Annotated in this window: 15 protein-coding genes; 9 read left to right on the top strand and 6 right to left on the bottom strand. The window is 65.1% G+C overall.

The genetic code is table 11. The annotated features are described in order from the left end of the window. Positions 1 to 2: 2 nt before the first annotated feature. Positions 3 to 1199 (bottom strand): bifunctional 2-C-methyl-D-erythritol 4-phosphate cytidylyltransferase/2-C-methyl-D-erythritol 2,4-cyclodiphosphate synthase, encoded by a 1197-nt coding sequence (locus ACVIN2_RS02560; RefSeq protein WP_456764382.1) that lies wholly within the window; start codon positions 1197 to 1199, stop codon positions 3 to 5. A 281-nt stretch (positions 1200 to 1480) separates the two neighbouring features. Between ACVIN2_RS02560 and dusB the strand changes: the two genes are divergently transcribed. Genes dusB through ntrC form a run of 3 tightly spaced genes read left to right on the top strand, consistent with a single transcriptional unit; the run spans position 1481 to position 5106 of the window. Beyond that, the gene (gene dusB, locus ACVIN2_RS02555) at positions 1481 to 2482 is read left to right on the top strand and encodes a tRNA dihydrouridine synthase DusB (protein ID WP_456764381.1); all 1002 of its coding nucleotides are present in this window, start codon (positions 1481 to 1483) and stop codon (positions 2480 to 2482) included. Beyond that, on the top strand, positions 2479 to 3654 hold the full coding sequence (locus ACVIN2_RS02550) for a two-component system sensor histidine kinase NtrB (RefSeq protein WP_456764380.1): 1176 nt from the start codon (positions 2479 to 2481) through the stop codon (positions 3652 to 3654). Before dusB ends, ACVIN2_RS02550 begins: the two co-directional genes overlap by 4 nt. Positions 3655 to 3663: 9 nt before the next feature. Beyond that, complete coding sequence (ntrC, locus tag ACVIN2_RS02545; RefSeq protein ID WP_027566921.1) at positions 3664 to 5106, top strand: nitrogen regulation protein NR(I); 1443 nt, start codon at positions 3664 to 3666, stop codon at positions 5104 to 5106. Between the two features lie 167 nt (positions 5107 to 5273). Here the strand turns inward: ntrC and ACVIN2_RS02540 are convergent, their stop codons facing one another. After that, on the bottom strand, positions 5274 to 5420 hold the full coding sequence (locus ACVIN2_RS02540; RefSeq protein WP_368508035.1) for a hypothetical protein: 147 nt from the start codon (positions 5418 to 5420) through the stop codon (positions 5274 to 5276). 174 nt (positions 5421 to 5594) lie between these two features. On the opposite strand from ACVIN2_RS02540, the gene ACVIN2_RS02535 reads away from it, so the two are divergent. From ACVIN2_RS02535 to hflX, 4 genes are all read left to right on the top strand, one after another. Then, a complete protein-coding gene (locus ACVIN2_RS02535; RefSeq protein WP_456764379.1) occupies positions 5595 to 7988 on the top strand; it encodes an ATP-binding protein in 2394 nt (797 codons plus the stop codon). Positions 7989 to 8003: 15 nt separating this feature from the next. After that, entirely contained in the window at positions 8004 to 9374 is a 1371-nt protein-coding gene (gene ntrX / locus ACVIN2_RS02530; RefSeq protein WP_007591127.1) for a nitrogen assimilation response regulator NtrX, read from the top strand. A gap of 238 nt (positions 9375 to 9612) precedes the next feature. Next, entirely contained in the window at positions 9613 to 9861 is a 249-nt protein-coding gene (gene hfq / locus ACVIN2_RS02525; protein WP_007591126.1) for an RNA chaperone Hfq, read from the top strand. An 11-nt stretch (positions 9862 to 9872) separates the two neighbouring features. Beyond that, the gene (gene hflX, locus ACVIN2_RS02520; RefSeq protein WP_456764378.1) at positions 9873 to 11255 is read left to right on the top strand and encodes a GTPase HflX; all 1383 of its coding nucleotides are present in this window, start codon (positions 9873 to 9875) and stop codon (positions 11253 to 11255) included. Positions 11256 to 11425: 170 nt separating this feature from the next. On the opposite strand, the gene mazG is transcribed toward hflX, so the two are convergent. Next, positions 11426 to 12286 carry a nucleoside triphosphate pyrophosphohydrolase gene (gene mazG, locus ACVIN2_RS02515; RefSeq protein ID WP_456764377.1) on the bottom strand — a complete coding sequence of 287 codons (861 nt, stop codon included), beginning with the start codon at positions 12284 to 12286 and terminating at the stop codon, positions 11426 to 11428. Between the two features lie 139 nt (positions 12287 to 12425). Here mazG and queC point away from each other — a divergent pair, with 139 nt between their 5' ends. Then, on the top strand, positions 12426 to 13139 hold the full coding sequence (gene queC, locus ACVIN2_RS02510) for a 7-cyano-7-deazaguanine synthase QueC (protein ID WP_456764376.1): 714 nt from the start codon (positions 12426 to 12428) through the stop codon (positions 13137 to 13139). 118 nt (positions 13140 to 13257) lie between these two features. Here the strand turns inward: queC and ACVIN2_RS02505 are convergent, their stop codons facing one another. Genes ACVIN2_RS02505 through nthA form a run of 3 tightly spaced genes read right to left on the bottom strand, consistent with a single transcriptional unit; the run spans position 13258 to position 14917 of the window. After that, positions 13258 to 13635, bottom strand: a complete 378-nt coding sequence (locus tag ACVIN2_RS02505; RefSeq protein ID WP_456764375.1) for a nitrile hydratase accessory protein — start codon at positions 13633 to 13635, stop codon at positions 13258 to 13260. After that, positions 13635 to 14294, bottom strand: coding sequence for a nitrile hydratase subunit beta (gene nthB, locus ACVIN2_RS02500; RefSeq protein WP_456764374.1), 660 nt, complete (start codon positions 14292 to 14294; stop codon positions 13635 to 13637). Before nthB ends, ACVIN2_RS02505 begins: the two co-directional genes overlap by 1 nt. Further along, positions 14291 to 14917, bottom strand: a complete 627-nt coding sequence (nthA, locus tag ACVIN2_RS02495; RefSeq protein ID WP_456764373.1) for a nitrile hydratase subunit alpha — start codon at positions 14915 to 14917, stop codon at positions 14291 to 14293. The genes nthB and nthA overlap by 4 nt, the downstream gene beginning before the upstream one ends. Positions 14918 to 14979: 62 nt before the next feature. On the opposite strand from nthA, the gene ACVIN2_RS02490 reads away from it, so the two are divergent. Next, positions 14980 to 15738 (top strand): hypothetical protein, encoded by a 759-nt coding sequence (locus ACVIN2_RS02490; RefSeq protein WP_456764372.1) that lies wholly within the window; start codon positions 14980 to 14982, stop codon positions 15736 to 15738. The last annotated feature ends 31 nt before the right edge of the window (positions 15739 to 15769 follow it).

The raw sequence follows: 15769 nt of genomic DNA, 5'->3' as shown, positions 1-15769 counted from the left end.
GCCTAGACACTCCAAATCTTCTCGTTAAACGGCAGACGGATGGTGGCGCTCGCGGTGGCCGCGATGCCTTCCTCGCGGCCGGTGAAGCCGAGCCGCTCGCTGGTGGTCGCCTTGACCGCGACCCGGGAGATGTCGACGCCGGAGATCTCGGCGATGCGCGCGCGCATGGTGTCGCGCAAAGGGCCGATCTTCGGCCGCTCGCAGATCATGGTGACCTCGAGATTGGCGATGCGGCCGCCGCGCTGGGTGACGCGCTCGATGGCGTATTTCAAGAACTGGTCGGAGGAGGCGCCTTTCCACTTCGCGTCGCTGGGCGGAAAGTGCGAGCCGATGTCGCCGTCGGCGAGCGCGCCGAGGATGGCATCGACCAGCGCGTGCAGGCCGACATCGCCGTCGGAATGGGCCAGGAAACCTTTGGTATGCGGCACGCGCACGCCGCAGAGCATGAGATGGTCGCCTTCGCCGAAGGCGTGCACGTCGTAGCCCGTGCCGGTCCTGATGTCGCCGAGCAGGCTGGCCAGCCGCGCTTCCTCGCGCACGAAATCCTCGGGGGTGGTGAGCTTCATATTGGCAACATCGCCTTCAAAGGTTGCAACCGTCAATCCCGCCCATTCGGCAATCGCGGCATCGTCGGTGAAATCGCTGCGCCGGTCCTTGGCCGCGCGACGATGCGCTTCGAGGATGACGTCGAAGCGAAAGGATTGCGGCGTCTGTGCGATCCGCAACCGCGCCCGGTCCGGCGTGTCCTCGACATTGCCGTTCTCGCCGGTGACCTTGATGGTGTCGGTGACGGGAACAACGGGGATCGCGGCGCCGGTGCGGCTGGCCGCATCGATCGCGCGGGTAATCACGCCTTCCGAAACGAAAGGGCGGGCGGCGTCGTGGATCAGCACGATGTCGGGCTTGTGCCTGGCGAGCGCTTCGAGACCCGCGAGCACCGAGGCCTGCCGGGTTGCGCCGCCATTGACCGGCGCCTCGTGGCTGAGCCCTGCGACCGCTGCCGTGAACATGGCGCCGTCGTCGGGGTTCACGACCGGCTGAACCGCGAACACGTCCGCATGGCGGCTGAAGGCCTCCATGGCGCGATAGATCACCGGCACGCCGCCGATCTCGCGATATTGCTTGGGGCCACCGGCGCCTGCGCGCAGGCCGCGTCCGGCCGCGACGAGAACGACTGCGGTGCGCTGTGATTTCGCCATAGGACTCAAATACTCATTTGATGATGAAGAGAGTCGGGGGTGGGGTGATTGCCGCATGCCTCTAGCACGGCAGGCCCGCAAAAAAAGGGGGTTTCCCCGGATTGTGGGAAACAGCATTTTGCTGCACTGCACTTGAAAGATTTGCAGAACTGTCTAAACTGTAGGCATGACGCTTGACTGCACAAGAATTGTGCGCAAGATAGGTCATGGCAGGCGCGATGAGGCGCTGCCAACGCAACGAGACCCCTGTGACCGGCTCGGCAGTATCAGGCTCTAAGCCATTGAAGATAGGCGATATTGACGTCGCCACCCCGGTCTTCCTGGCGCCGATGTCGGGGGTGACTGACTCGCCCGTCCGCCGGCTGGCCGCGGAGTTGGGGGCCGGTCTGGTGGTGTCCGAAATGACGGCCAGCGACGAACTCGCCAATGGCCATCATATGTCCCGGTTGCGCTGCGAAGCCACGGGGATCGGTCCGCACGTGGTCCAGCTCGCCGGTTGCGAGACGCATTGGATGGCGGAGGGGGCCCGGATTGCCGAAGCCGACGGCGCCGACATCATCGACATCAACATGGGCTGTCCGGCCCGTCACGTCACAGGCGGCCAGTCCGGTTCCGCCTTGATGCGCGACCTCGACCACGCCGTCAGCCTGATCGAAGCGACGATCGCGGCGGTGAAGGTGCCGGTAACGCTGAAGACGCGGCTTGGCTGGGACGACCGCACCCGCAACGCGCCGGAACTGGCGCGTCGCGCGCAGGCGTCAGGCATCAAGCTCGTCACCGTGCACGGCCGCACCCGCTGCCAGTTCTACAAGGGCGAGGCCGATTGGGACGCGATCCGCGCCGTACGCGAGGCCATCTCCATTCCGCTCGTCGTCAATGGCGACATCACCACTTTCGAGAAGGCGCTCGCGGCGTTAGAGGCCTCCGGCGCCGACGCCGTGATGATCGGCCGCGGCGCGCAGGGCCAGCCCTGGCTGCCCGGCCAGATCGGCCGCCGCCTCAAGGGCGGGGCGGCGGAAGCCACGCCGTCGCTCGAGACGCAGCTGCATTACGTCCGCACGCTTTATGAGGGCGTCTGCGCGCTCTACGGCCTGCGCATCGGTCTGCGGCACGCGCGAAAACATCTGGGCTGGGCGCTCGACGTCGCGGCCGATGTGAGCCGCGCGCCGGCCGAGAAGCTGAAATCCTGGCGCCAGAAAATCCTCACCTCGGAGGATCCGCGCCTCGTCCACCGATCACTGCAAGATGCCTTCGACGACTTCGCATGGAGCGCCGCTGCATGAGCTCAGCCGCTGAACATCGTCGGCCCGTTGCGTCCGACAGCGATGCCATCCTGGACGCACTGCCCAATCCCATGCTCATGATCGGGCCGGACGGCAAGATCGTCGCCGCCAACATCGCAACCGAAGCCTTCTTCGATATCTCGACGCAGTTCTTGAAGCGGCAGTCGCTGAAAGAGCTGGTGCCGTTCGGCAGCCCCTTGCTGGCGCTGATCGACCAGGTGCGTTCGTCGAACGCGCCGGTCAACGAATACAAGGTCGATCTGGGCACGCCGCGCATGGGCGGGGACCGCCAGGTCGATCTGCACGTTGCTCCGGTCACGGAACGGCCCGGCCATATCGTGGTGATGCTGCAGGAGCGCTCCATCGCCGATAAGATGGACCGCCAGCTCACCCATCGCAGCGCCGCGCGCTCGGTGATCGCGCTCGCCGCGATGCTGGCCCACGAGATTAAGAACCCGCTCTCCGGCATCCGCGGCGCGGCGCAGCTCCTGGAGCAGCAGGCCTCCTCGGAAGACCGCATGCTGACGCGGCTGATCTGCGACGAGGCCGACCGCATCGTGACGCTGGTCGACCGCATGGAGGTGTTCGGCGACGAGCGCCCCGTGGTGCGCGGCCCCGTCAACATTCATTCGGTGCTTGATCACGTCAAACGGCTGGCGCAGTCCGGCTTTGCCCGCAACATCCGCTTCGTCGAGGACTACGATCCCTCGCTGCCGCCGGTGCTGGCGAACCAGGACCAGCTCATCCAGGTGTTCCTCAACCTGGTGAAGAATGCCGCCGAAGCGCTGATCGACGTTCCCGATGGCGAAATCCAGCTCACCACCGCATTTCGTCCCGGCGTGCGCCTGTCAGTCCCCGGTCAAAAATCCCGTGTATCCCTGCCGCTCGAATTCTGCGTGAAGGACAACGGACCAGGCGTGCCGGACGATCTTCTGCCCAACCTGTTCGATCCCTTTGTCACCACCAAGCAGACCGGCTCGGGTCTGGGCCTTGCGCTGGTCGCAAAGATCATCGGGGATCACGGGGGCATCATCGAATGCGCATCTCAGCCGCGGAAGACCACCTTCCGCGTGCTGATGCCGATGTATTCCACATCGGTGAAACATGCCGATCAAAGCAGTCGCGACGGCTCTGCCGGGAAGTCGTCGTCTGCGTCACAGGGGGCAAAATGAGGATTAACGATGCCCGCAGGTAGCATTCTCGTTGCTGATGACGACACCGCCATCCGCACCGTTCTCAATCAGGCACTATCGCGCGCCGGCTACGAAGTGCGGCTGACCGGCAATGCCGCGACGCTGTGGCGATGGGTCAGCCAGGGGGAGGGCGATCTCGTCATCACCGACGTGGTGATGCCCGACGAGAACGCGTTCGACCTGTTGCCGCGGATCAAGAAGATGCGGCCGAATTTGCCTGTCATCGTCATGAGCGCGCAAAACACCTTCATGACGGCGATCCGCGCCTCCGAGCGCGGCGCCTATGAATATCTGCCGAAGCCCTTCGACCTGAAGGAGCTGATCGCCATCGTCGGCCGCGCGCTGGCCGAGCCGAAGGAGCGGGTCTCGACGCCGAACGAGGACGCCGAGATGGAGGCGATCCCGCTGGTCGGCCGCTCGCCGGCGATGCAGGAAATCTATCGCGTGCTGGCGCGGTTGATGCAGACCGACCTCACGGTGATGATCACGGGCGAGTCCGGTACCGGCAAGGAGCTGGTGGCGCGCGCGCTGCACGACTACGGCAAACGCCGCAACGGCCCGTTCGTCGCGGTCAACATGGCGGCAATCCCGCGCGACCTGATCGAGTCCGAACTGTTCGGCCACGAGCGCGGCGCCTTCACCGGCGCCAACACCCGCGCCTCCGGCCGCTTCGAGCAGGCCGAGGGCGGCACGCTGTTCCTGGACGAGATCGGCGACATGCCGATGGAGGCGCAGACCCGTCTGCTGCGCGTGCTTCAGCAGGGCGAATACACCACGGTCGGCGGCCGCACCCCGATCAAGACCGACGTGCGCATCGTCGCGGCCTCCAACAAGGATCTGCGCGTCCTGATCCAGCAGGGCCTGTTCCGCGAAGATCTGTTCTTCCGTCTCAACGTCGTGCCGCTGCGGCTGCCGCCGTTGCGCGAGCGCATCGAGGATCTGCCGGATCTCATCCGTCATTTCTTCGCGCTGGCCGAGAAGGACGGACTGCCGCCGAAGAAGCTCGACGCGCTGGCGCTGGAGCGGATGAAGCAGCATCGCTGGCCGGGCAACGTGCGCGAGCTCGAGAACCTCGCCCGTCGCCTCGCGGCGCTCTATCCGCAGGACGTGATCACGGGCTCGGTCATCGACGGCGAGTTGGCGCCACCCACGGTCAGCCCGGGTGCCGCAGTCCAGCATGGCGTCGACAATCTCGGCGGCGCCGTGGAAGCGTATCTCTCCTCGCACTTCCAGGGCTTCCCGAACGGCGTGCCGCCGCCGGGCCTCTATCACCGCATCCTGAAGGAGATCGAGGTGCCGCTGCTTACGGCCGCGCTCGCCGCCACCCGCGGCAACCAGATCCGCGCGGCCGATCTGCTCGGCCTCAACCGCAACACGCTGCGGAAGAAGATCCGGGATCTCGATATCCAGGTGTATCGGAGCGGGGGCTAGCCTTCCCGCAACCGACGGTGGCTCAGCTCCCCTATCAAGCGGAGCTGAGCCTGTCCGGTTCGCGTTGGCCGTTGTGGCTGACGCGGTGAGCAGAAGTCCCGATGGGACCGAAACGTTCCTCCGGAACATTCATATGGTGATTTCTGCCGCGGGACCCGGCCTCATACCTATCTGACAAACCGGCCTGAGACCTGTATCGCGCTGGCGACGTTCGCATTGGGCTCCTGCACCCCGAGACCATTGACCAGCAGGTCCGCCGCCACGATCAGCAGCAGCACGGCCGACACCATCATTGCGAGAAAGAATTTGTGCATGCCGGTCAAGCCGCCGGGGCCGGATTCCGTTCCCGCCCTCCGGCATGTCGCTGTGGATGCGCGGGTCGGTCGCGACGGGGGCGCCGCGGAATTGTCGCAATTCGGCAACAATGTGGTACGAATACATCAGTATCCGCCCCGCCGCGGACCCCGTTTTCAGCACCCATTGCCGGAATGACCAGCGCAGACACCTCGGCCGCATCCTTTGACACGGCCCCAGCTGAAGAGCCCCGGCGTTGGTCGGCGCGACGCTGGCTGGCGCCGTTCGCCGTGGCCCTGGCCCTGCTGTCGGCCTGCCTGACGTTCCTGGTCCTGACCGGCCTCACGTCAATCGAGCCGACCCCTGCGGTTGTCCGCTCGTTCTATCTGATCAATGCGGGCACGATCCTGCTGCTGGTCGGCATCATCATCCGCGAGCTCTGGCAGCTGATCCTGGCGCGACGGCGGGGCAGGGCGGCGGCGCGCCTCCATGTCCAGATCGTCAGCCTGTTCTCGATCGTGGCGGTGCTGCCGGCGGTGCTGGTCGCCGTCGTCGCCAACGTCACCATCGAGCGGGGCCTCGACCGGCTGTTCTCCGGCCCGACCAAGGAGGTGATCCAGAATTCGCTGACGATCGCGCGGGCCTACATGCAGGACCACGCGCAGCTGATCCGGGGCGACATTCTCGGCATGGCCAACGACATCGCCCACGCACGGCCGCTCTACGACCAGGATCGCCGCTCTTTTCGCGAATTGCTGACGTCCAGCGCCGCCTCGCGCAATTTGCCGGGCGCGATGATCATCGACAAGAACACCAACATTCTCGAATCCGCCGATACCGGCATGCGGCTGGCCTATTCGCCGCCGGCGCCGGACTTCCTCAGCAACGTCAACGAATCCGAGCCCGAGATCGCGGTGCTGCCCGATGCGAGCTTCGTCGCCGCGGTGGTCCGCTTGCGCGCCTTCAGCGACACCTTCCTGTATGTCGCACGCCCGCTCGATCCCAACGTGGTCCAGCAGCTCAAGCAGACCGAGGTCAGCGTCGCCGAATACGCCCAGATCGAGTCGCGCCGGCTCGGCATCCAGGTCGCGTTCGCGCTGATGTTCGCGGTGATCGCGCTGACCATCCTGATGGCCTCGGTGCTGATCGGCCTCAACTTCGCCAACTCGCTGGTCTCGCCGATCCGGCGGCTGATGAACGCGGCCCAGACGGTCTCGACCGGCGATCTCCATGTGAAAGTGCCGGTGCACCAGTCGGAAGGCGACCTCGCCCAGCTGGGTGAGACCTTCAACAAGATGACGGAGGAGTTGCGCAGCCAGCGCGACGAGCTCGTCAACGCCAGCGACCTCATCGACAGCCGCCGCCGCTTCATCGAGGCGGTGCTGTCGTCGGCGAGCGCCGGCATCATCGGAGTGGATAATTCAGGCAGCGTCGGCATTCTCAACCGTTCCGCCGAAAAGCTGATCGGGCACTCCGAAGCCGAGACGCTCGGCCACCCGCTCTCCGACGTGCTGCCCGAGCTCGAGGAGATGATGAAGACGGCGCGGGAAGGGACCCAGCGCCTGGTGCAGGGGCAGATCACGATCACGCGGGACGGGCAGGAACGCAATCTGTCGGTCCGCGTCAGCGCCGAGAAGACCAGCCAGCCCCACGACAGCTACATCATCACGCTCGACGACATCACCGAGCTGGTCTCGGCGCAGCGCACCTCGGCCTGGGGCGACGTCGCGCGCCGCATCGCGCATGAGATCAAGAACCCGCTGACTCCGATCCAGCTCTCCGCCGAGCGCATTCGCCGCAAATTCGGCAAGGACATCACCGAGGGCAAGGACAAGCAGATCTTCGAACAGTGCACCGACACCATCGTGCGTCAGGTCGACGATATCCGCCGCATGGTCGACGAGTTCTCGCGCTTTGCGCGGATGCCGAAGCCGGTGATGGAGGGTGAGGACGTCGCCGACGCAGTGCGGCAGGCGGTGTTCCTGATGAAGGTCGCCCATCCCGAGATCGATATCGAGGCCGAGTTCAGGGAAGACCCGCTGCGCGCGCAGTTCGACCGGCGGTTGATCTCGCAGGCCGTCACCAACATCGTCAAGAACGCCACCGAGGCGATCGAGCAGGTCCCCCTGGAGGAGCTCGGCAAAGGCAGAATCGACGTCGTGGTCTCGCGCGAGGGCGAGGACGTGCTGATCGACGTTGTCGACAACGGCATCGGGCTGCCCAAGGTGGCGCGCTCGCGCCTGCTCGAGCCCTATGTGACGACACGCGCCAAGGGCACCGGCCTTGGGCTCGCGATCGTCGGTCGCGTGCTGGAAGACCATGGCGGGCGCATCGAACTGAAGGATGCCTCGGACTTCCGCGAGGGCCAACGCGGCGCCTGGATGCGGATGCGTTTTGCGATCTCCGGCGCTCCCGCGAAAAGCGAGGGGGCCGAACCGGCGGGCGGGGCAACGACCAAGCCGGAAAGCGGTGAAACGGCCACGCAATCCGTCAAGGATCCGGAAACAAAAGAGGCGGCCGCCGAAACCAAAGAGCCGGCTGAAAAGACCAATGATTCAACGAAGATCAAAGCCTCAACAGGCAGCTGAGAAAACAGGCGACCCATGGCAAGTGAAATTCTGATTGTCGATGATGAGGCCGATATTCGGGATCTCGTTGCGGGCATCCTCGAAGACGAGGGCTTCGTGACCCGGACCGCGCGCGACAGCGATACGGCGCTCGCCGAGATCGCCAACCGCAGGCCGCATCTGGTGTTCCTCGACATCTGGTTGCAGGGCTCCAAGCTCGACGGCTTGCAGCTCCTGGAGCAGGTCAAGAAGGACAACCCCGATCTGCCGGTCGTGATGATCTCCGGCCACGGCAACATCGAGACCGCGGTCGCCGCGATCAAGCGTGGCGCCTACGATTTCATCGAGAAGCCGTTCAAGACCGACCGGCTGATCCTGGTCGCGAACCGTGCACTGGAGAACTCCCGGCTCAAGCGCGAGGTCAAGGAGCTGAAGCAGCTCGCGCCGAGCGCAAGCTCGCTGGTCGGCCGCTCGCCCAGCATGAACCAGCTGCGCCAGACCATCGAGCGTGCGGCCAAGGCCAACAGCCGCATCCTGATCGTCGGCCCCGCCGGCGCCGGCAAGGAACTGACCGCCCGCACGTTGCACACGGCCTCGGGCCGCGCCGACGGTCCCTTCGTCGTCATCAACGCCGCTGCGATCACGCCCGAGCGGATGGAGCACGAGCTGTTCGGCATCGAGCAGTCCAACGGCGAGCACGCGCGCAAGCCCGGCGCGCTCGAAGAGGCCCATGGCGGCACGCTGTTCATCGACGAGATCGCGGACATGCCGCGCGAGACACAGAACAAGATCTTGCGCGTGCTGGTCGAGCAGTCGTTCCAGCGCGTCGGCGGCAACGGCAAGGTCCAGGTCGACGTCCGCATCATCTCCTCCACCGCGCGCAACCTCGAAGAGGAGATCGCGGCCGGCCATTTCCGCGAGGACCTCTATCATCGACTGTCGGTGGTGCCGATCCGCGTGCCCGCGCTATCAGAGCGGCGTGAGGACATCCCGGAATTGATCGATTACTTCATGGAGCAGATTTCCGCGGGCAGCGGCCTGCCCAAGCGGCAGATCGGCCAGGACGCGATGGCGGTGCTGCAGTCGCATGTCTGGCCGGGCAATGTGCGCCAGCTCCGGAACAACGTTGAGAGAGTCATGATTCTGGCCGCAGGCGGGCCTGAAGTCATCATCACGGCCGACATGCTGCCGCAGGACGTCGGCTCCATGGTGCCGGCGATGCCGACCAGCAACAATGGCGAGCACATCATGGGCCTGCCGCTGCGCGAAGCGCGCGAAGTATTCGAGCGCGACTATTTGATTGCACAGATCAGCCGTTTCTCAGGAAATATTTCTCGCACGGCCGAGTTTGTTGGCATGGAACGGTCGGCACTGCACCGGAAGTTGAAGGCGCTCGGCGTCGGCTAGCGCTGCGACGTCGTTGGAATAGGCGAGGAAAATCATCGATTTCCGTAGTTTTTCGGGGCAATACGGCATGGGCTGCCGCGTGAAGCGGCTTGCCTAATAAGCCTACCTGTCCTCTAATTGAACCGCTGTTCCTCCGAGGGGGATCTCATGAGGGACGGCAACCGGACGAGGACCCCCAATTTTCAAAAGAGGGCCGCAACCGGCGCAATAAAAAGAAACTCAAAGCGAGAAAAAAACAATGGCGGCAGACCGCGCACAAAACCTGCAGGACACCTTCCTTAATCACGTTCGCAAAACCAAAACGCCACTGACGATCTTTCTGGTCAACGGAGTGAAGCTCCAGGGCATCGTGACCTGGTTCGACAATTTCTGTTTGCTGCTTCGGCGCGACGGTCACTCGCAGCTCGTCTACAAGCATGCGATCTCGACCATCATGCCGGGCGCTCCGATCCAGTTGTTCGAAGGCGGCGAGGACCAGCCGGCTTGAGAGTGATCTGATTGGAACCCCGGAATTTCGACGGGGATGCCGACCGTCCGCGGTCGGCAGGGGATAAGCAGACGGGGCGGGTGCTTGTCATCGGTCCCTATTTGCGAGTGCGCGCAGGCAATGCCGACGCGCAATCGGAAGCTCATGTCCTGCGTGACGCGGAAGCCCGGCTCGACGAAGCTGCCGGCCTCGCGCGCGCGATCGATCTCGTCGTTGCCGATGCCATCATCGCGCCGATCAACCAGATCCGCCCCGCGACCTATATCGGCAAGGGCAAGGTCGAGGAGATCGCTGCGCTCGCCAAGAGCCTCGACGTTGAGCTCGTGGTGATGGATTGCGCGCTTGCGCCGATCCAGCAGCGCAATCTCGAGAAGGAGTTGCAGGCAAAGGTGCTCGACCGCACCGGTCTCATCCTGGAAATCTTCGGCCGCCGCGCCAAGACCAAGGAAGGCTCGCTCCAGGTCGAGCTCGCGCATCTCAACTACCAACGTTCGCGCCTGGTGCGCTCATGGACCCATCTCGAACGCCAGCGCGGCGGCTTTGGATTCATGGGCGGTCCCGGCGAGACGCAGATCGAAGCCGACCGCCGCCTGATCCAGGAGCGCATCTCCAAGCTCGAGGGCGAGCTGAAGAAGGTGCAGGCCACGCGCCGCCTGCATCGCGCAGGCCGCCAGCGCGTGCCGTACCGCGTCGTGGCGCTGGTCGGCTACACCAATGCCGGCAAATCGACGCTGTTCAACCGCCTGACCCGCGCCGACGTGCAGGCCGCCGACATGCTGTTCGCCACGCTGGATCCGACCCTGCGTGCGCTCACCCTGCCGCATGGCGGCAAGGCGATGCTGTCGGACACCGTCGGTTTCATCTCCAATTTGCCGACGCAGCTCGTCGCCGCCTTCCGCGCCACGCTGGAGGAGGTGCTGGAAGCCGACGTCATCTTGCATGTGCGCGATATCTCGCACGACGACGCCGAGGCGCAGCAGAGCGACGTCGACGCCGTGCTGCGCCAGCTCGGCATCAATCCCGATGATTCAGGCCGGATCATCGAGGTCTGGAACAAGATCGACCGTTATGGTCCCGAACAGCGCGAAGAACTTTTGAACATCGCCGCGCGCAGGCCGGAGGATCATCCGGCGATGCTGGTGTCCGCCGTGTCGGGCGAGGGGGTCGACGCGCTGCTCGCCGCGATCGAGGAGCGCTTGGCCGCCAAACGCATCACGCTCGACCTCTCCATCGATGCCTCCGACGGCGCCGGCATCAGCTGGCTGCATCGGAATGCCGAGGTGCTGGCGAAAGAGCTGCACGACGGCCGCTTCGACATGACGGTGCGGGTGGACGAGACCAAGCGGGACATCGTGGTCAACAGGTTCGACGCGGTGCCGCGACTGTCGGCATAACAGGTGTCGTCCCGGCCTAGTGCGCAATTGCGCACGGGGGGCCGGGACCCATACCGCGTGATCCATCGAGGCAGGGCGGTCTTCATACCGATGAACATTTTCACTCCAAGCCTTCGCCCAACTCCTCCCTGTGGTTATGGGTCCCGGCCTTCGCCGGGACGACGACAGAGTTAGCCGCTCGCCTGGTTACTTCTCTCGGCCGGCGCTGCGCTCTGCTCCTCACTCTTCGCCGCGTTCCACAAGGCGTCCATCTCCGCCAGCGACGCCTGCTCCAGCGTCCGCCCCTGTGCTTCCAGCGCCCGCTCGATATAGGCAAAGCGCCGCTCGAACTTCGCGTTGGTCGCGCGCAGCGCGGCTTCCGGATCGGCATCGACATGGCGGGCAAGGTTGACCAGCGCGAACATCAGGTCGCCGGTCTCCTCCGCCAATCCCTTGCTGTCGTTGCGATCAAGCGCGGCCTCGATCTCGTCGGCTTCCTCGCGGATTTTGGCCAGCACCGCGCGCGGATCGTTCCAGTCGAAGCCGACAGTGGAGGCCTTGCGCTGCAGCTCCATGGCGCGCGTCAGCGCGGGCTGGCCGGCCTTCACGCCCGACAGCAGCGATTTGTGGGACGGCACTTCCTGCGGCGGCCGGCGCGCGGCGCGCTCGGCTTTCTCCTCGGCCTTGATGCGGTCCCAGACTTCCTTGACGTGGGAGGAGGCGAGATTGCCGTCCTTGTCGGCGAAGACGTGAGGATGGCGCCGGATCATTTTTCGCGTGATGGCCTCGACGACATCTCCAAACGCGAACGCGTTCTGCTCCGACGCCATCTGGGCGTGGAACACCACCTGCAGCAGGAGGTCGCCGAGCTCCTCGCAGAGGTCGTCGAGGTCGCCGCGGCTGATGGCCTCGACCACCTCATAGGCTTCCTCGATCGTATAGGGCGCGATCGTTGCAAAATTCTGTTCGAGGTCCCAGGGACAGCCGGTCACCGGCGTGCGCAGCGCCGCCATGATCTCGATCAGGCGGGAAATGTCGCGGGATGGGGTCATTGCGGGGCAGTCTCCTGGCTCCCAAGCCTTATGCCAAAAGCGAGCGCCCGTTCCCAGCGCAGCGCGGCGGAAGAGGGTGATTTCCACCGGTTGGCGGGCCGGATTGGCGAGCCGCGTGCGCAATGCTAAAGCGCGGGCCATGAGCGACGTATTTTCATCCGAAACCGCATTGGTGCTGTTCTCCGGCGGCCAGGATTCCACCACCTGCCTCGCGTGGGCGCTGAACCGTTTTGCGCGCGTGGAGACACTGGGGTTCGATTACGGCCAGCGCCACGCCATCGAGCTTGCCTGCCGTGACCGGCTGTTCGACGGCCTCAAGGGGCTGCGCACGGACTGGGCTTCCAGGCTCGGCGAGAGCCACACGCTGTCGATCCCGACGCTGGCAGCTGTGTCCGAGACGGCGCTGACGCGTGACGTCGCGATTGCGATGGGCGCCGACGGCCTGCCGAACACGTTCGTGCCCGGCCGCAATCTGGTGTTTCTGACTTTCGCCGCGGCGCTGGCCTACCGGCGCGGCATCAGTCACATCGTCGGCGGCATGTGCGAGACCGACTATTCCGGTTATCCCGATTGCCGCGACGACACCATCCGCGCCATGCAGGCCGCACTGTCGCTCGGCATGGCCCGCAAGTTCGAGCTGCACACACCGCTGATGTGGATCGACAAGGCCGCGACGTGGAAGCTCGCCCATGAGCTCGGCGGCGACGGGCTGGTCGATCTCATCCGCGAGCAGTCGCACACCTGCTATCTCGGCGAACGCGGCGCGCAGCATGATTGGGGATACGGTTGCGGCGAGTGCCCGGCGTGCAGCCTGCGCGCGAAGGGATGGCGGGAGTATGTGGCGGGGCGGTGACACGCCTCACCCGCCGTCATTGCGAGGAGCTCTTGCGACGAAGCAATCCAGACCGCCTCTGCGGAGGGATTCTGGATTGCTTCGCTTCGCTCGCAATGACGGAATATGTGGAAGCAGCTTACCGAAAATCCTCCGGCGTCAGCTCGATCGGCTTGCCGTGCGGCGTGCGATCCGCCGCGTGGTCCCAGGCATCGCGATAGCGATGCAGCGTCTCCGTCGAGGCAACGCCCTTGCGTGCGACGAGGCCCTCCAGCGTGGCGAGCCAATGGAGATAGTAGGTCTCGCCGGTATCGGGATCGCCGGCCGCCTGCGCGCGCTTGATCTCGGAGGCCAGGGCTGCCGCCCATTCGGGCCAGGTGAACACGCCGCGCTCGTGCAGGGTCAGCGCCATCGCGAAGGCGTGCGCCTCCCAGGGCGCGCGAAACACCGGGCCGTCATCGTCGCGTGGAATGCTCGGGATCGCTGCCGTCGCGGCAGCAGCAGCCGTGCTGCTCATCACGCCGGGTCCAGATACGGCTCGAACGCGTCGATCGAGACTTTCGAGGTCGGATCGCCGTCCGCGCCCCAGAGATCGCGGCCCTCGAATACCACCGTGTAGAGCCATTGCGGATTCTCGCCGAGCTCCATCGCCGTCGAGTCCGGAAACACGTGACAGCCATGGTTCAGCTCGACGATTCCGACATGGCCGCGCACGTAGCGCGGCAGCCGCGTGTGGGTCGCCGGATGAATGTTCTTCGCACGGACCTTGTCGCCGATCTTGAATTTCGCCGGTGCCGGGGCAGGGCGAGCGAACTTGCCGCGCACCATGATGCGCTCGACCTGGCCGAGATCGAACTTGCCGTGCTTGAGCGCCTTGGCCGGCTGCATTGCGTGGCCGGCGGCGACTTCCTCCCGGGTGAGATAGCCTTTCTCGATCAGCATCTCCTCGAGCCCGAGAAACCATTTCTTGTAATAGGAGCTCGACAGGTACACGTGCGGCGGGATCGTCTCGCGATAGAAGCGCGAGGTGTCGATGTTGAAGGCGCCGGCCGCGCCCATCGCGCGCACCATGGCGAGAACACGCGATTCCCATTCCTCGTGGAACACCGGCTCGTTCAGCTCGGGCTCGACCTTGCCGAAGCCGTCCATGCCGCCCATGTCGTGCACGCCGTTCATGACGGCGCTCCGGGCACCTTAGGAAAGCCGGTGCCGATCATGGAATCGCGCGTGACCAGCTCGGCGAGCTGCTCCTCGCTCCAGCCATCGGTCCCCGCGGGGCGCATCGGCAGCACAAGAAAGCGCGTTTCGGCGGTCGAATCCCAGACCCGGATTTCAACGTCCTTGGCGACCTCCACACCGAAATCGGCGAGCACGCCGCGCGGGTCCTTCACCGCGCGGGAGCGATAGGGCGCGGCCTTGTACCAGACCGGCGGCAGCCCCAGCATTTCCCAGGGGTAGCAGGAGCACAGCGTGCACACGACCATGTTGTGACGCTGCGGCGTGTTCTCGACCACGACGAGGTGGTCGCCGACGCGGCTGACATGGCCGAGCGTGCCGATCGCCTTCGAGCCGTCCTCCAGCAGTGCCGTCTTGAAGGCGGGATCGCTCCAGGCCTTGGCGACGACGCGCGCGCCGTTATGGGGACCAATCCGGGTCTCATAGGCCTGGATGATGGCGTCGAGCGCGGCCGGCTCGACATAGCCTTTTTCGGTCAGGATCGTCTCGAGCGCGCGCACGCGCAGCTCTGTCTCCGACAGCTCGGAATGGTCGTGATCGTGGTGATGATGATGCTCGCTCATGGGGCGAAGATAGTCCCAGAATCCGGGCGTTGTCGAGGCGAAGACTCTGCTAACATCGCACTATGGGCTGGGCTGCAAGAACCGGAATAACCGCCGCAATCGCGGCTCTTGGCGCATTCGCGGCGCAGGATGCGCGCGCCGCGAATGGCGCCTATGCGGTCGATGCCGCCGACATTTCCGAGGTCGGCTCCTGCAAGGTGGAGAGCTGGCTGTCGACGGCTTCCAACACGGATTTTTCGGCGGTCGCCAATCCCTCCTGCGTCGTCGATCCCTTCAGGCCGATCGAGCTGAGCCTGCAGACCATCCGGGCCCGGAGCGACGGCGGCTGGAGCACGACGGTCGCGCCAAAAGCCAAGACGAATTTCGTCCCGACCGGGATCGGCCGGTGGGGATTGTCGGCCTATGGCGGCGGATCGTTCGACGCGGCGACCGGCGAGGCGCTATCCGCCTTTGCCGTGATCCCCGCGACCTTCCGACTGTCCGAGACCATGCGCATTAACGTCAATGGCGGCTGGCTCTGGGATCGCACGGTGGATCGCCACTACCTGACCTACGGCATCGGCTTCGATTGGAAATTCACCGACACCTTGCAATGGACGATCGAGGCTTACGGGCAGGCCGGCGCCTCCGAGATCGCGAGCATCGTGCAGCCGCGTTTCCAGACCGGTGTGCGCTACCGTCCGAACGAGATCTTCTCCGTCGATGTGATCTACGGCCGCAACATCACAGGCGAAAATGCCAACTGGATCACCATCGGGACCACGGTCCGGTTTCCGGTCCATGGAAGCGAACCCGAACATCGGCGTACCGGGCATCTGTGAGCGCCAGGAAGACCCAAGAACAAGGGAGTTT

Source organism: Bradyrhizobium sp. USDA 3650 (assembly GCF_054057395.1).
The sequence above is the reverse complement of the archived record's forward strand: the minus strand, read 5'-3'. Positions and strand labels throughout refer to the sequence as shown.

Coding starts and splice junctions, on each gene's coding strand:
- ACVIN2_RS02560 (WP_456764382.1), bottom strand. CDS start 1,199: ATGGCGAAATCACAGCGCACCGCAGTCGTTCTCGTCGCGGCCGGACGC.
- queC (WP_456764376.1), top strand. CDS start 12,426: ATGAGCGACGTATTTTCATCCGAAACCGCATTGGTGCTGTTCTCCGGC.
- ACVIN2_RS02505 (WP_456764375.1), bottom strand. CDS start 13,635: ATGAGCAGCACGGCTGCTGCTGCCGCGACGGCAGCGATCCCGAGCATT.
- ACVIN2_RS02535 (WP_456764379.1), top strand. CDS start 5,595: ATGACCAGCGCAGACACCTCGGCCGCATCCTTTGACACGGCCCCAGCT.
- nthA (WP_456764373.1), bottom strand. CDS start 14,917: ATGAGCGAGCATCATCATCACCACGATCACGACCATTCCGAGCTGTCG.
- ACVIN2_RS02490 (WP_456764372.1), top strand. CDS start 14,980: ATGGGCTGGGCTGCAAGAACCGGAATAACCGCCGCAATCGCGGCTCTT.
- ntrC (WP_027566921.1), top strand. CDS start 3,664: ATGCCCGCAGGTAGCATTCTCGTTGCTGATGACGACACCGCCATCCGC.
- mazG (WP_456764377.1), bottom strand. CDS start 12,286: ATGACCCCATCCCGCGACATTTCCCGCCTGATCGAGATCATGGCGGCG.
- ACVIN2_RS02550 (WP_456764380.1), top strand. CDS start 2,479: ATGAGCTCAGCCGCTGAACATCGTCGGCCCGTTGCGTCCGACAGCGAT.
- ACVIN2_RS02540 (WP_368508035.1), bottom strand. CDS start 5,420: ATGCACAAATTCTTTCTCGCAATGATGGTGTCGGCCGTGCTGCTGCTG.
- hfq (WP_007591126.1), top strand. CDS start 9,613: ATGGCGGCAGACCGCGCACAAAACCTGCAGGACACCTTCCTTAATCAC.
- ntrX (WP_007591127.1), top strand. CDS start 8,004: ATGGCAAGTGAAATTCTGATTGTCGATGATGAGGCCGATATTCGGGAT.
- nthB (WP_456764374.1), bottom strand. CDS start 14,294: ATGAACGGCGTGCACGACATGGGCGGCATGGACGGCTTCGGCAAGGTC.